This window comes from Amycolatopsis sp. NPDC104863, from assembly GCF_055582965.1.
This window is the reverse complement of the sequence record NZ_JBVJOW010000001.1, coordinates 715,559-732,330: the sequence shown is the minus strand read 5'-3', so window position 1 is coordinate 732,330 and position 16,772 is coordinate 715,559. Positions and strand designations below refer to the sequence as shown.

Below are 16,772 nucleotides of genomic sequence, written 5' to 3'. Positions count from 1 at the left end.
ATCCTGGGCGCGCGGGCCCGGTTCCCGGCGGGCGCTTCACCACCACCCGGTAACCGGGGACCCATCCCCCGGACACGACAACGCCCGGCCGGAGGGGTTCCGGCCGGGCGTCGAGGGGGTCGCGGGTCAGTCGCGGGAGGTGGACATCGCCCGGCTGATCAGGTCGCCGACGTCGAGGTCGTCGATCGACTCCTCCGGCTCCCGGACCTCCTCGGGATGGTCGTCGACGAGGCGGATCAACGCCTCCAGCACCCCCAGCTCGCGGAACCGGTCGAGCGACGCGCCCGCCAGGGCCCGGCGCAGCCGGCTCTCGTCCGGCACCACGACCTCCGGGAACAGCAGCGCCCCGAGGTGGGTCGCGAGGGCGGCCGGGGTCGGGTGGTCGAACACCACCGTCGCCCCCAGCGGCCGGCCCGCCGCGGCCGCGAGCCGGTTACGCAGCTCGACCGAGGTCAGGGAGTCGAACCCCAGGTCGGTGAACGCGTGCTCCGGGTCCACTTCGGACGCCGACGCGAAGCCGAGCACCTGCGCGGTGTGCGTCCGGACCAGGTCGGCCAGCGCCTCGGCGCGGGCCGCCGGGGCCAGCGACGCCAGGTCGGGCGACGCCGCCGGGGTGCTGGTCGCCGAGCGCCGCACGGGCAGCCGGACCAGGCCGGTGAGCAGGGCGGGCAGCACTCCGGCGCGAGCCTGGTCGCGCAGGCCCGCGACGTCCAGCTTGACCGGCACCGCCACCGGCCCGGCGGCGAGGTCGAACAGGACTTCGCCCTCCTCCGGGGTCAGCGCGCCGAAGCCGTCCCGGCGCATGCGGTCGACCAGCGCCGGGTCGAGGACACCGCCCATGCCGTCGGCGGCCCACAGCCCGTAGGCCAGCGACCGCGCCGGCAGCCCGTCGGTGTGCCGCTGCTCGGCGAGCGCGTCGAGGTAGGCGTTGGCGGCGGCGTAGTTGCCCTGCCCGGGCCCGCCGAGCACCCCGGAGACCGACGAGACCAGCACGAACTCCGTCAGCTCCCGGTCCCGCGTCAGCTCGTGCAGGTGCCGGGCGCCGTCGGCCTTCGGGCCGAGGACGCGGTCCAGCCGCTCGGGAGTCAACGCCGTCACGACGCCGTCGTCGAGCACACCCGCCGCGTGCACGATCCCCTTGAGGTCGGGGATCCCGGCGAGCAGCGCGGCCACGGCGTCGCGGTCGGCGACGTCACACGCCTCGACCCGCACCTCGGCGCCCAGCTCGCCCAGCCGGGCGGCCAGCTCCGGAGCGTCCGGCGCGGCGAACCCACGGCGGCTGGTGAGCACCAGGCGCTCGACGCCGTGGTGCGTGACGAGCCGCTCGGCCAGCCGCGCGCCGACGCCGCCCGTGCCGCCGGTGACCAGCACGGTGCCCGCCGGCTCCCAGTCGGGTTTGCGGCCGGGTTCGGCGCGCACCAGCCGCGGGACCTCGGCGTGGCCGTCGCGGACCCGGACGCGCGGCTCGTTCAGCGCCAGCGCAGTGTCCACATCGGACAGTGCGCCGTCCAGGACGACGAACCGGCCGGGGTTCTCCGCCTGCGCCGAGCGGACGAGGCCGGACGCGGCCGCGTCGGCCAGCCCGGTCCCGGTCTGCACGACCAGGCGGGAGCCGGAGAACCGGGGCTCGGCGAGGAACCGCTGCAGGACGTCCAGCACGGCGTGCGTGGTCTCCCGCAGGTCGCCCTCCGGCCGGGGCAGCACGACCACCGGCCCGACCGGCTCGGTGACCTCGTCCCAGCGCTGCGACACCACCGGAGTCACCGCCGGGACGGCCACCGGGACGTGCTCGACGCGGAAGAGCGAGCGGTCCTCCCCGCCGCGCAGCTGGTCGCCGCTGACTGCGCGGACGACCAGCGAGCCGACGGTCAGCACCGGCGCGCCGGCGAGGTCGGTCAGGTCGACGGCGATCTCGCCGGGCCCGGTGAACCGCAGCCGGGCGCGGACCGCGGTGGCGCCGCTCGCGTGCAGGCTCACGTCGGTCCAGCTGAACGGCAGCGCCCCGGCTTCCTCACCGGCGCCGAGGAACATGCCGTGCAGTGCCGCGTCGAACAGCGCGGGGTGCAGGCCGAAGCGCGCGGCGTCGTCGTGGGCCTCTTCGGGCAGCGAGATCTCCGCGTAGAGGTTGTCGCCGTGGCGCCAGGCCGCTTGCAGGCCCTGGAACAGCGCGTCGTAGGCGAAGCCGCGGTCGGCCAGGTCGTCGTAGAACGTCCCGAGGTCGACCGGCTCCAGGCCGTCCGGCCAGGGGAAGCCGGACACGGGCGGGGCCGCCTCGGCGAGCACACCGGACGCGTTGAGCTCCCAGGCCTCGCCCGGGACCCGCGAGTGGATCGTGACGGCCGCCGCCGCGGTCACCGCGACCTGCAGCTCGACCGCACCGGCGGGCGGGATGACGAGCGGGGCGTGCAGGGTCAGCTCCGCCAGCCGCGGCAGCCCGGCCTCGTCGCCGGCCCGGACGGCCAGCTCGGCGAGCGCGGCGCCGGGCAGCAGCACCGTGTTGTGCACGGTGTGCCCGGCCAGCCACGGGTGGGTGGCCAGCGACAGCCGTCCGGTGAGGACGGTGCCCTCCGCCTCGGCCAGCTGCAGCCCGGCCGCCAGCAGCGGGTGCCCGGGGGTCTCGAGCCCGGCCTGGCCGAGGTCCGCGGCGCCGGCCGGGGCGAGCCAGAAGTGCTTGCGCTGGAAGGGATACGTCGGCAGCGCGACCGGCCGCGCGCCGGGCAGGACCGCGGCCCAGTCGAGCCGGACGCCCTGGACGTGCAGCGTCGCCACGGCGGTCATCGCGGTGGTGGCTTCGTCCTGGTTGCGCCGCAGCAGCGGCACGCCGGTGTCGACCAGCGCGCTGAGCACGGCGTCCGGGCCGAGTTCGAGGCACTTCGCGGTGCCGAGCCGCTCCACGGCGTCGGCGAACCGGACGGTCTCGCGAACGTGGGTCACCCAGTACTCGGGGTCGGTGACGTCGGCGTCCACGGTCACCGTCGAGACGATCGGAACCCGCGGGTCATTGAACGTCAACCCGCGCACGACCTCGCGGAACTCCGCCAGCATCGGTTCCATCAGCACCGAGTGGAACGCGTGCGAGACGTCGAGACGCTTGGTCTTGCGGTCCTTGAACTTCGCCGCCACCGCGAGCGTCGGCTCCTCGGCGCCGGACAGCACCACCGAGGCCGGACCGTTCACCGCGGCCAGGGAGACGCCGTCGGTGAGATGCTCGGCGACCTCGTCCTCGGACGCCTGGACCGCGACCATCACCCCGCCCTCGGGCAGCGCCTGCATCAACCGGCCGCGAGCCGTGACGAGCTTGGCCGCGTCTTCCAACGAGAGCACGCCGGAGACGTGCGCTGCAGCGATCTCGCCGATGGAATGCCCGGTCAGGACGTCCGGGCGGATGCCCCAGGACTCCACCAGCCTGAACAACGCCACTTCCAAAGCGAAGATCGCGGGCTGCGCGAACTCCGTCCGCGACAGGTCGCCGAAGTCCGGCAGCAGCGCGTGCACCTCGTCGTAGGCCGCCGCGAACACCGGGAATGCCTCGTACAGCCCTTCGCCCATCCCGGCCCGCTGGGAGCCCTGGCCGGTGAACAGGAACGCCAGCTTCCCCGGCTGGGGCCGCCCGATGCTCCCGCGGCCCTCGGCGAGCCCTTCGAGTCCGGCCTTCAGGTCGCCGACGACCGCGGCCCGGCGCTCGTGCGCGGTCCGCGTGGTGGCCAGGGAGAACGCGACGTCCGCGTCGGCCGTGCCCACCAGCGGCAGGAGCGCCCGGGCCTGTTCGGCCAGGGCCGCGTCCGACTTCGCCGAGAGCACCCACGGCACCACCCCGTGCGAGACGGGTTCACGCGCCGGTTCCTCGGGGACGGCCTCCAGGACGACGTGCGAGTTCGTGCCGCTGATGCCGAACGACGACACCCCGGCGCGCCGCGGACGGCCGGTCTCCGGCCAGGGCCGCGGCTCGGTCAGCAGCGAGACGGCTCCAGCGTCCCACTCGACCTCGTGCGACAGCTCACCGGCGTGCAGGCTGCGCGGGAGGACACCCCGGCGCATCGCCTCGACCATCTTGATGATCCCGGCGACCCCGGCCGCGGCCTGCGTGTGTCCGAGGTTCGACTTCACGGACCCGAACCACAGCGGCTCTTCGCGTTCGGCGCCGTAGGTGGCGATCAGCGCCTGGGCCTCGATCGGGTCGCCGAGCCGGGTGCCGGTGCCGTGCGCCTCGACCGCGTCGACGTCCGAAGTGGACAGTCCGGCGTCGGCGAGCGCGGCCCGGATCACGCGCTGCTGCGACGGGCCGTTCGGCGCGGTGAGGCCGTTCGACGCGCCGTCCTGGTTGACCGCGGACCCGCGGACGACCGCGAGCACGGGGTGGCCGTTGCGGCGGGCGTCGGACAGCCGTTCCAGCACGAGGACACCGGCGCCTTCCGACCAGCCGGTGCCGTCGGCGTCGGCAGAGAAGGACTTGCAGCGGCCGTCCGGCGAGAGCCCGCGCTGGCGCGAGAAGTCGAGGAACGTCTCGGGGGTCGCCATCACGGTGACCCCGCCGGCCAGCGCCATCGTGCACTCCCCCGCCCGCAGCGCGCGGGCGGCGAGGTGCAGGGCGACCAGCGACGACGAACACGCCGTGTCCACCGACACCGCCGGGCCCTCCAGACCGAGCGTGTAGGCGACACGGCCGGACAGGACACTGGCCGAGGTGCCGGTGCCGAGGAATCCGGCGACGCTGTCGGGCACGCTGGCCAGCTTCGCGGCGTAGTCGTAGTACATGATCCCGGCGAACACCCCGGTGGCGCTGCCCTTCAGCGACGCGGGGTCGAGCCGGGCGCGCTCGCACGCCTCCCAGCTGACCTCCAGGAGGAGTCGCTGCTGCGGGTCCATCGCGAGCGCTTCGCGGGGCGAGATGCCGAAGAACTCGGGGTCGAACTCGCCCGCGTCGTGCAGGAAGCCGCCGTGCCGCGTGTAGGTCTTGCCGGGCAGGCCGGGCTCGGGGTCGTACAGCGCGTCGACGTCCCAGCCGGGCCGGCCGGGGAACGGCGAGATCGCGTCGGTGCCCGCGTCGACGAGGTCCCACAGGTCTTCCGGCGAGCGGACCCCGCCGGGGTACCGGCAGGCCATCGCGACGATGGCGATCGGCTCGTCGGCCGCACCCCGGCGCGGCGCGGTCACGGCGGCTTTCTTCTCCTCGCCGCCGAGCAGCTCACCGGTGAGGAACCGCGCGACGGCGGCCGGGGACGGGTGGTCGAACACGAGGGTCGCGGGCAGCCGCAGCCCGGTCTCGGTGCTCAGTTCGTTGCGCAGCTCGACGGCGGTGAGCGAGTCGAAGCCGAGCTCGGTGAACGGCCGGGTCGCCTCGACGGTGTCCGCGCCCGCGCGGCCGAGCACGGCGGCGACCCGGGCGCGGACCAGGTCGGTCAGCGCCGGTTCGCGGTCGCCTTCGGGCAGCGCGGCCAAGCGCTTGACCAGCCCGTTCGCCTCCGCGCCGCGGGCGGCGGTCCGCCGGGTCCGCACCCGGACCAGGCCCCGCAGCAGCGGCGGAACGGTCCCGGCCTTCCGGACGGTGGCCAGGTCCAGGCGGACCGGGACGAGCAGCTCCCCGCCGTCGGCCAGGGCGGCGTCGAAGAGGGTCAGGCCTTCGGTGACGTCGAGGGCGCCGAAGCCGTCCCGGCCGATGCGGTCGCGGTCGGCGCCGGCCAGCCCGGCGCCCATGCCGTGCTGCCACAGGCCCCAGGCGAGGGACTGCGCGGGCTTTCCGGCGGCCCGCCGCTGCCGCGCGAGCGCGTCGAGGGAGGCGTTGGCCGCCGAGTAGGCCGCCTGGCCGGGCGAGCCGAAGACCCCGGCGATCGAGGAGAACAGCACGAAGAAGCCGAGGTCGCCGGCTAGCTCGTCGAGGACCTGGGCGGCGGTGGCCTTGGCGCGGAAGACACCTTCGAGGCGTTCGGGGGTCAGGGCGGTGAGGACACCGTCGTCGAGGATCCCGGCCGCGTGGACGATCCCGGTCACCGGCTCCCGCCCGAGGAGGACCCGGACCTGGTCGCGGTCGGCGACGTCGGCGGCTTCGACCCGCACGGTGGCGCCGAGCCCGGTGAGCTCGGCGGCCAAGGCCTCGGCGCCCGGTGCGGCCGGACCGCGGCGGCTGACGAGCAGCAGGTTCCGGACGCCGTGGGTCGTGACCAGGTGCCGGGCCAGCTCCGCGCCCAGGCCACCGGTGCCGCCGGTGACGAGCACGGTGCCGTCGGTGTCCACAGTGGACCCTTCGGACGCCGTGGCCCGGGCGAGGCGCGGGGCGAAGAGCTTGCCGTCCTGGACGTGGACCTCCGGCTCGCCGGTGGTCAGCGCGGCGTCGATGTCGGCGCGGCCGCCGTGGAGCAGGACGATCCGGTCCGGGTTCTCGGCCTGCGCGGTGCGGACCAGGCCGTCGGCGGCGCCGCCGGAGGTCAGGACAACGAGCACACCGTCGTGGTCGGCGGCCAGGAACTGCTGCACCGCAAGGAGCGTCGCGGTCACCGGGTCGGCGCCGGGCACCTCGAAGACGTCGGCGACGGTCATCTCGGCCGTGCCCGCCGGAACGGGGGCGAGCTCGACGCGGTAGAGGCCGTCGCGCGCCGGAGCCGCCGCGGGGGTCACCGCGCGGACGCTCAGGCCGCCGATCGACGCGACCGGCGCGCCCGTGCCGTCGGCGAGGTCGAAGGTGAAGCCCTCCGCCGTGGGGCGGGCGTGGACCCGCAGTTCGGTCGCGCCGCGGGCGTGCAGGACGACGTCACGCCAGGCGAACGGGACCGAGCCCTGGTCGTCGCCACCCGGGACGGCGGTGGCCTGGAGCGCCGCGTCGAGCAGCGCCGGGTGGAGGCCGAACTTCGCGGCCTGGTCCGGGTCCGGGAGGGCGACCTCGGCGAAGATCTCGTCGCCGCGGCGCCAGACCCGGCGCAGGCCCTGGAACAGCGGGCCGTAGGCGAGCCCGGCGGCGGCGAGCCGCTCGTAGGCGTCACCCAGCTCGACGGCGTCGGCCTCCGGTGGCCACGGCAGGTCCACAGTGGACACGGCCGGGGCGCCGAGGGTGCCGGTGGCGTGGGTGGTCCACGAGTGCTCCGGCAGGCGCGAGTGGATCGAGACCGGACGGCGGCCGTGCTCGTCGGCCGCGCCGACCACCACCTGGACCTCCGGCGCGGTGCCGGGGTCGAGCGCGAGGGGCTCCTGCAGCACGAGCTCTTCCACGCCGCCGCAGCCGGTTTCGTCGGCCGCGCGGACGGCCAGCTCGGCGAACGCGGTGCCGGGCACCAGCACCCGGCCGCCGACCACGTGGTCGGCCAGCCACGGGTGCCGGTCCGGGGAAAGCCGGCCGGTGAGCAGCAGGCCGTCGTGGTCGGCGACGGACACCGCGGCGCCCAGCAGCGGGTGGTCGGCGGCGGCCAGGCCGGCCGAGGTGACGTCGGCTTCGTCGTCCTGCGCGAGCCAGAAGTGCTCGTGCTGGAAGGGGTAAGGGGGCAGCTCGGTGAACCGGCCGCCGCCGCCGAAGTAGGCCGTCCAGTCGACGGGCACACCCTGGGTGTGCAGGGCGCCGACGGCGGTGACCGCCTGCGTCGCCTCGTCGTGCCCGCGCCGGAGCAGGGGCACGCCGTTGTCGACGAGCGCGCTGAGGACGGCGTCGGGGCCGAGCTCCAGGAACTTCGTGATGCCGTTCAGGCGGCCGGCCGCGTCGGCGAACCGGACGGTCTCGCGGACGTGGGTGACCCAGTAGGCGGGGTCGGTGAAGTCGGCGTCCGGCGTGACCGTCGATTCGATCGGGATGCGCGGGCGGCTGAACGTCAGGCCGCGGACCAGCTCGCCGAACTCCTCGAGCATCGGCTCCATCAGCACCGAGTGGAACGCGTGCGAGACGTCGAGCTGTTTGGTCTTGCGGTCGGCGAACCGCGCGGCGAGCGCGAGTGTCGGTTCCTCGGCGCCGGACAGGACAACCGAGGACGGGCCGTTCACCGCAGCCAGGGAAACACCGTCGGTGAGGTGTTCCACGATCTCGGCTTCGGAGGCCTGTACGGCGACCATGACCCCGCCCTCGGGCAGGGCCTGCATCAACCGGCCCCGCGCGGTGACGAGCTTGGCCGCGTCCTCGAGCGACAGCACACCGGACACGTGGGCCGCCGCGATCTCGCCGATCGAGTGCCCGGCCAGCACGTCCGGCCGCACCCCCCACGACTCCACCAGCCGGAACAGCGCCACCTCGAGGGCGAAGATCGCCGGCTGCGCGAACTCGGTGCGGGACAGGTCGCCGAAGTCCGGCAGGAGCGCGCGGACCTCGTCGTAGGCGGCTGCGAAGACGGGGAACGCCTCGTACAGGCCCTCACCCATCCCGGCTCGCTGCGAACCCTGTCCGGTGAACAGGAACGCGAGCCCGCCCTCGGTGACCCGGCCGGTGGTCCCGCGGCCTTCGGCCACCTCGGCCAGCCCGGCCGACAGCGTCTCCCAGTCCGCGCCGGTGACGACCGCGCGGTACGGCAGCGCGGCCCGGGTCGTGGCCAGGGTGTGCGCGGCATCGGCCGGCTCGGCCGGCCGGGTGGCCAGGAGCCGCGCGGCCTGCGCGGCGAGAGCCGGTTCCGTCGCCGCGGACAGCAGCAGCGGGACAACCGCGGGCGCCGCCATGGCTTCTTCGGCGACGACGTCGGGAGCCTGCTCCAGCACGACGTGCGAATTGGTGCCGCTGATCCCGAACGACGACACCGCGCACCGGCGCGGCTCCCCCGCAGTCGGCCACGGCGTGCGCTCGGTCAGCAGGGACACCGGCCCGGCGGCCCAGTCGACCTCGCGGCTCGGCGTGCCGACGTTCAGGGTCGGCGGCAGGACGCCGTGGCGCATCGCCTCGACCATCTTGATGATGCCCGCGACCCCGGCCGCGGCCTGGGCGTGCCCGAAGTTCGACTTGACCGAGCCGAGGAACAGCGGCCGGTCGCGGTCGGCGCCGTAGGTCGCCAGCAGCGCCTCGGCCTCGATCGGGTCGCCCAGCCGGGTCCCGGTGCCGTGCGCCTCGATCGCGTCGACGTCCGAAGTGGACAGTCGTGCGTCGGCGAGGGCCGCCCGGATCACGCGTTGCTGGGACGGGCCGTTCGGCGCGGTGAGGCCGTTGGACGCGCCGTCGGAGTTCACCGCCGTGCCGCGCACGACGGCGAGGATCCGGTGCCCGTTGCGCTGGGCGTCGGACAGCTTTTCGAGCACCAGGACCCCGACGCCCTCGGCCCAGGCGGTGCCGTCGGCGTCGTCGGAGAACGACTTGCACCGGCCGTCCGGGGCGAGGCCGCGCTGGCGCGCGAAGTCGACGAAGATGCCGGGTGAGGCCATCAGGTTGACCCCGCCGGCGAGGGCGAGGGAGCACTCCCCCGCGCGCAGCCCGCGCACGGCCGCGTGCACGGCGACCAGCGAAGACGAGCACGCCGTGTCGATCGACACCGCCGGGCCCTCGAGGCCGAGCTGGTAGGCAATCCGTCCGGAGTGGACACTGCAGGTGGTGCCGGTGAGCAGGTACCCGTCGACCGCGTCGCCGGGGTTGTGCAGGCGGGGCCCGTACTCCTGCGCGGACACGCCGACGTAGACGCCGGTGGCGCTGCCGCGCAGCGCGGCCGGGTTGATGCCGGAGTGCTCGACGGCCTCCCACGACGTCTCCAGCAGCAGCCGCTGCTGCGGCTCCATCGCGAGGGCCTCGCGGGGCGAGATGCCGAAGAACTCGGCGTCGAACCCGCCCGCGCCGGGCAGGAAGCCGCCGGTGCGCACGTAGGTGGTGCCGCGGTGGTCGGGGTCGTCGTCGAAGAGGCCGGTGGTGTCCCAGCCGCGGTCGGCCGGGAACTCGCCGATGCCGTCGCGGCCGGCGTCGACGAGGTCCCAGAGCGCGGCGGGCGAGTCGGCGCCGCCGGGGAACCGGCAGGCCATGCCGACGATCGCGACCGGCTCGTGCCGGCCGGACTCGACGTCGCGCAGCCGTTCCCGCGTGCGGTGCAGGTCGCCGGTGACGCGCTTGAGCAGGTCCAGCAGCTTCTCTTGGTCCGCCATCATTCCCTCACTGTGGTCAGAAGATCTCGTCGGCGAGGAAGTCGAAGACCTTGTCGACGGCGGCGTCGAACAGCAGGTCGTCGAACTCCTTGTCGCCGTCCGCGGACGCGTACTCCAGCAGCAGCTTCTTCAGCGGCTTGGCGACCTTCTTGCGCTCCTTGGGTTTCAGCGCGCGCAGGCTCTTGCCGAGCGCGTCGATCTCCGCCCGCACCCGCTCGACGTCCTTCTCCGCCATCAGGAGATCCCGAGCTCGGTCGCGAGGAAGTCGACAACTTCGTCGGCGCTGGCGTCCTCGAGCCGGCCGCCGACGTCGGACCCGGTCGTGGTGACGCCGTCGAGCAGCTGCCGCAGCCGTGCGGCGATCCGCCCGTCGTCGGCCACGGCCGCCAGCCGGGTCCCCAGGCGCTCGAGCTCGGCGAGCACCGCGTCGGCGGCGTCCACCTCCGGTGGTGCGAGCTCGGCGAGCAGGTGCGCGGCGAGCGCGGCCACGGTCGGGTGGTCGAACACCGCGGTCGCCGACAGCCGCAGGCCGGTGACGGCGTTCATCCGGTTGCGCAGCTCCACCGACGTCAGCGAGTCGAAGCCGAGGTCCTTGAACGCGCGGGCCGGGTCGATCGCGCCGCCCGCTTCGTGGCCGAGCACCGCGGCGGCGTTGTGCCGCACGAGGTCGACGACGACACTCCGGCGTTCGTCGTCCGGCAGTGTGGCCAGCCGTTCCCGCAGGCCGGTCTCCTGGCGTGCGGTGGTCACGGCCCGGCGGGTGGTGACCTTCGCGAGGCCCCGCAGCACCGGCGCGACCTCGGTGGTGCGGGCGTGGGCCCGCAGCGCGGCGCGGTCGAGCTCGATCGGCAGCACGGTGGTGAAGCCGCCGGCGAGCGCGGCGTCGAAGAGCTTCAGCCCGGTCTCCGCGGTGAGCGCCGGCAGTCCTTCGCGGGCCATGCGGTCGACGTCGGTGTCGGCCAGCCCGCTGCCCATGCCTTCCCGCCACAGGCCCCACGCCAGCGAGACGGCGGGCAAGCCCTGCTCCCGCCGGTGTCCGGCGAGCGCGTCGAGGAAGGTGTTCGCGGCCGCGTAGGACGCCTGCCCGGCCGAGCCGACGGTGCCGGACACCGACGAATAGAGCGCGAACAGGGCGAGATCGTGGTTCTTCGTCAGCTCGTGGAGGTGCCAGGCCGCGTCCGCCTTGGGGCGCAGGACCCCGGCGAGGCGCTCCGGGGTGAGCGAGGTCAGGATGCCGTCGTCGAGCACCCCGGCGGTGTGCACCACGCCGGTGAGGTCGACGTCCTGGAGCAGCGCGGCCACGGCGTCGCGGTCGGCGACGTCGCAGGCCACGACGTCCACCTGCGCGCCCAGCCCGGTCAGCTCGGCGCGCAGCTCCGCCGCGCCCGGGGCGTCCGGGCCGCGGCGGCTGGTGAGCAGCAGCTTCCGCGCGCCATGCGTCGTCACCAGGTGCCGGGCCACGAGCGCGCCCAGCCCGCCGGTGCCGCCGGTGACCAGCACGGTCCGCCCGGGGTCGAGCGCGCGCGGGATCGTCAGGGCGATCTTGCCGATGTGCTTGGCCTGGCTCAGGAACCGGAACGCCTCCCGGGCCTCGCGGACGTCCCAGGTCCGCACCGGCAGCGGGGTCAGGGCGCCGGCGGCGAACAGCTCGGTGAGCGCGTCCCAGATCCGCGCGGTCCGCTCGGGGCCCGCCTCGATGAGGTCGAACGCCCGGTAGCCGGGGCCTTCGCGGACGTCGGTCTTGCCCATCTCGAGGAACCGCCCGCCGGGCGCCAGCGTGCGCATCGACGCGTCGACGAAGTCCCCGGCCAGGGCGTTGAGCACGACGTTGATGCCGCTGAACCGCTCTTCGAACTCCAGGGTGCGGGAGGACGCGATGTGGTCGTCGTCCAGCCCGGCCGCGCGCAGGACGTGCTGCTTGCCCTCGCTCGCCGTGCCGTAGACCTCGGCGCCCAGGTGCTGGGCCAGCTGGGTCGCGGCCATGCCGACCCCACCGGCCGCGGAGTGGACGAGGATCGACTCCCCCGCTTGGAGGTCGGCGAGATCAACGAGGGCGTAGTAGGCGGTCAGGAACACCAGAGGAGTGGTCGCGGCCTGCTCGTCGGTCCAGCCGTCCGGGACGCGGGTGAGCATCGGGCGCTCGCCGACGGCGACCGGGCCGATGCCGCCGTGCACCATGCCCATCACCCGGTCGCCCGGCGTGAGGTCGGTGACCGCGGCGCCGGTCTCGAGGACGGTGCCGGCGACCTCGCAGCCGAGCGGCCCGGCCTCACCGGGGTACATGCCGAGGACGTTCAGCACGTCCCGGAAGTTCAGCCCGGCGGCGCGCACCGCGATGCGGACGTCGAGCGGGCCCAGCTCCGGCTCGTCGGCGTCCGTCAAGACCAGGTGGTCGACCGTGCCTTCACCGGCCTTGTCCAGCCGCCATGGTCCTTCGGGAGGCAGGAGAACTCCGCCCGCTTCGGCGATCCGCGGCACGAGCGGGACGCCGTCGCGCACCGCGACCTGCGGCTCGCCGGTGCCGACCGCCAGGGGCACGTCGGCGAGGTCACCCTCGACCAGGACGAACCGGCCCGGGTGCTCGGCCTGGGCACTGCGGACCAGGCCCCAGACCGCCGCAGCGGCCGGGTCCTGCTGTCGCGTGTGGACGACCAAAGTGGACTCGTCGCGCGTCACCCGGTCCTGGAGCGCCGCGAGAACCTGGGTGGTCGCCCGATGGGTGGCGGTGACCGGGTCGCCGTCCGTCTCGACGGTCAGCAGGGCCGCCGGCTCGACGGGCTCCGCCGCCCGCACCGGAACCCAGTCCACGGTGTACAGCCCGGACGGCAGCTCCCGGCTCCGCGCGGCGGGCCGCCGGACGACCAGCGCGTCGACGCTCAGCACCACCTCGCCGGCGTCGTCGGCCGCGACCAGCGACACGGTGTCGCCGGCCTGGAACGACAGCCGGACGCGCAGCGACTTCGCGTCGCTCGCGTGCAGCCGGACCCCGGACCAGGAGAACGGCAGGCCGCCCGCGGACTCGGCGGACTCCCGCAGGAAGAGCGCGTGCAGCGCGGAGTCCAGCAGCGCCGGGTGGATCCCGAAACCGCCTTCGGGCACGGAAACCTCGGCGTAGACGTCGTCGCCGTCCACCCACGCGGCCTGCAAACCACGGAAAACGCCGTCGTACTCGAAACCGGGCAGGTTGTCGTAGTCCAGCTCCCTGGCCTCCCCCGGCGGCGGCCACGGCACCGATCCCGAGCTTTCACGTGAAAGCTCGGCCAGGGTGCCGGTCGCGTGGCGGGTCCAGTCGTCGGCGGTCTCGGGGCGGGAGTGGATGGTGAGCGTGCGGCGGCCGCCCTCCTCGGGTGAGACGACCACCTGGACCTCGGCGGGAGCCGAGAGCACGAGCGGCGCGCCCAGGGTCAGCTCCTCGACGGCCGGGCAGCCGGTCTCGGCTCCGGCGTGCAGCGCGAGCTCGAGAAAACCCGTGCCCGGGAAGAGGATCTCACCGCCGACGCGGTGCCCGGCGAGCCACGGCTGGTCGGCGGCCGACAGCCGCGCGGTGAAGACGGTGTCGCCGTCGGCGACCGGGACGACCGCGCCCAGCAGCGGATGTTCGGCGCGCCGCAGGCCCAGCCCGCGCGCGTCCGCGGCCGAACCCGGCGTCAGCCAGAACCGCGACCGCTGGAAGGGGTAGGTGGGGAGGTCGATCCGCCGCCCTCCCGGGGCGAGGGCGGCGAAGTCGACGTCCACCCCGCGCACGTGGGCGGTGCCCAGCGCGGCGAGGAGCTCGGGGACCTCGGGGCGGTCGCGGCGCAGCAGCGGCCGGGCGACGCCGGCGTCGACCAGCGCGGACAGCACGCCGTCCGGGCCCAGCTCCAGGTAGGTGCCGCAGCCCGCCGCGCCCAGCGTGCGGGCGGCGTCGGCGAACCGGACGGCGGCCTCGACGTGCCGGATCCAGTAGTCGGCGGTGTCGTGGCCGCCGATCTCCCCGGTGACCGTCGAGACGATCGGCAGTGCGGCCGGCCGGTAGTCGGCCAGGCGCGCGATCCGGCCGAACTCCCCGACCATGTCCCGCATCAGCGGCGAGTGGAACGCGTGGCTGACGTTGAGCCACTTCGTCTTGCCGTCGAAGCCGGCGAGCGCGGCGCGCAGGACCTCGGTGTCACCGGAAAGGACAACGGCTTCGTCGCCGTTGACCGCGGCGATCCCGGCGCGGTCCTCGTGGCCCGCCAGCAGGGCGCGGGCCGTCTCTTCCGACGCCCGCAGCGACACCATCGCGCCGCCCTCGGGCAGCTGCCGCATGAGCCGGCCGCGCGCGGTGACCAGCATCGCGGCGTCGGCCAGCGAAAGCACCCCGGCCACGTGCGCGGCGGCGAACTCGCCGACCGAGTGCCCGCACAGGTACGCCGGGGTCACACTCCAGCTCTCCAGCAGGCGGTACAGCGCGACTTCCACCGCGAACAACGCGGGCTGCGCGTAGTCGGTGCGGTCCAGCAGCTCCGAACGCCCGAAGACGACGTCCCGCAGCGGGACGTCCAGCTGGAGGTCGGCGTGCGCGCAGACCTCGTCGAACGTGTCGGCGTAGACGTCGAACGCGTCGTACAGCTCGGCGCCCATCGTGACACGCTGCGCGCCTTGGCCGGTGAACAGGTAGGCGAGGTCCGCCGCCTCCGGCAGCGGGCCGCCCCGCAGGACACGCTCGTCGAACGCGGTCAGCGCGTCGGCGAGGCCCGCGGGGTCGGGAGCCACGACGAACGCGCGCTCGGGCAGGGTCGCGCGGGAGCGAGCCAGGGAGAAGGCCAGGTCGGCCGGGTGCGCGTCGACGGTCGCGAGCTGCTCGGCCTGGGCCCGCAGCGCGTCCGGGTCGGCGGCCGAGAAGGCCACCACGATCGGCGACGGCACCAGCGGCTCGGGCTCGGCCGGCTCCGGCAGCGGCGGCTCTTCGAGGATCAGGTGGGCGTTCGTGCCGGAGATGCCGAACGACGACACCGCCGCGCGCCGCGGCTGCTCCCCGCGCGGCCAGGCCACGGGCTCGGTGAGCAGGGAGACTGAGCCGGCCGTCCAGTCGACGGCCGGGGTGGGCACCTCCGCGTACAGGGTCCGGGGCAGCCACTCGTGCCCGAAGGCCTCTACCAGCTTGATGACGCCGGCCGCGCCCGCCGCGGCCTGGGTGTGCCCGAGGTTGGACTTCACGGAACCGAGCCGCAGCGGCTCGGCGCGGTCGCGGCCGTAGGTGGCCAGCAGGGCCTGCGCCTCGATCGGGTCGCCGAGGGTGGTGCCGGTGCCGTGCGCCTCGACGACGTCCACGTCCGAAGTGGACAGTCCGGCGTCGGCGAGCGCGGCCCGGATCACGCGCTGCTGCGAAGGCCCGTTCGGCGCGGTGAGGCCGTTCGACGCGCCGTCGGAGTTCACCGCGCTGCCGCGGACCACGGCGAGGATCGGGTGGCCGTGCCGGCGGGCGTCGGAAAGCCGTTCCAGGACGAACATCCCGGCGCCTTCGGCCCACGCCGTCCCGTCCGCGGCGGCCGAGAACGGCTTGCAGCGGCCGTCCGCGGCCAGGCCGCGCTGGCGGGAGAAGGCGACGAACGGCCCCGGCGTGCCGAGCACGGCGACCCCGCCGGCCAGCGCCAGGCTGCAGTCGCCGGCCCGCAGCGCCCGCACGGCGAGGTGCACCGCCACCAGCGACGCCGAGCACGCGGTGTCGACGGTCAGCGCGGGCCCCTGCAGGCCCAGGGTGTAGGCGATCCGGCCGGAGACGACACTCGGGGCGCTGCCGGTGAGCAGGTGCCCGTCGAGGCCGTCGGGCGCGTCGGCCAGCCGGGTGCCGTACTCCTGCGGCTCGGCGCCGACGAACACCCCGGTCGGGCTGCCCGCCAGGCTCCCGGCGTCGATCCCGGCGCGCTCCAGAGCCTCCCACGCCGTCTCCAGGACGAGGCGTTGCTGCGGGTCCATCGCCAGCGCCTCGCGCGGCGAGACACCGAAGAAGCCGGCGTCGAACTCGGCGGCATCGTGCAGGAAACCGCCGTGGCGCACGTAAGTCCGGCCCGGCGTGCCCGGTGTCGGGTCGTACAGGCCGTCGACGTCCCAGCCGCGGTCGTCCGGGAACTCGGAGATGACGTCCCTGCCGTCGTCCACAATGGACCACAGGTCGGCCGGGGAGTGCGCGCCGCCGGGGAACCGGCAGCCGATCCCGACGATCACCACCGGCTCCGCGGTGTCCCCTGTGGACACCGACGCAGCCGCCGCGGAACCACCGCCGTACAGCGTTTCGTCGAGGAAGTCCGCGACCGCCTCCGGCCCGGGGTGGTCGTAGGCCAGCGTCACCGGCAGGTCGGCGCCGGTCTCGGCGCTCAGCCGCTCGTGCAGGCGCACCGCGAGCAGCGAGTCGAAGCCGAGGTCGGCGAACGTGCGGCCGGCCGCGGGCGCCGGCCCGTCCAGCACCGCCGCCGTCGCGCGCCGCACCAGGCCGAGCAGCGTCCGCCGCCGCTCGGGCCGTGGCCGGCCTTCCAGCCGCGCAGTGTTGGATGATTCACTCGCAAGCTCGCTCATGCGCGCACTCGCCACCTCGGGTCGCCGGCACAGGGGTCTCGCCGGTCAAGGTAGCGACGCCCCTGCGTCCGGCCGGGGGGAACTGTTCCACGCCCCGGTAACCGGCGCGGAGTTTCCGGGCCGTGGGCGGGGAGTGGAAAAGGTATCCGAGCGCCGGCGCGCGGAATCGATAACGTGGCCCTCGGCGAACCGGATTTCAGCGCCGAGACCCGTGGCCG

2 protein-coding genes and 1 pseudogene are annotated in these 16,772 nt (G+C 75.0%); all 3 read right to left on the bottom strand.

The genetic code is table 11. From position 1 onward, the window contains the following. Positions 1–126: 126 nt before the first annotated feature. On the bottom strand, positions 127–10,020 hold the full coding sequence (locus ACZ63J_RS03335) for an SDR family NAD(P)-dependent oxidoreductase (RefSeq protein WP_465399996.1): 9,894 nt from the start codon (positions 10,018–10,020) through the stop codon (positions 127–129). Between the two features lie 16 nt (positions 10,021–10,036). Next, positions 10,037–10,255 (bottom strand): hypothetical protein, encoded by a 219-nt coding sequence (locus ACZ63J_RS03330; RefSeq protein ID WP_465341177.1) that lies wholly within the window; start codon positions 10,253–10,255, stop codon positions 10,037–10,039. Further along, a pseudogene (locus ACZ63J_RS03325) lies at positions 10,255–16,521 on the bottom strand (SDR family NAD(P)-dependent oxidoreductase); the annotation flags it as partial. The pseudogene ACZ63J_RS03325 and the gene ACZ63J_RS03330, both read right to left, overlap by 1 nt. Positions 16,522–16,772 lie beyond the last annotated feature (251 nt).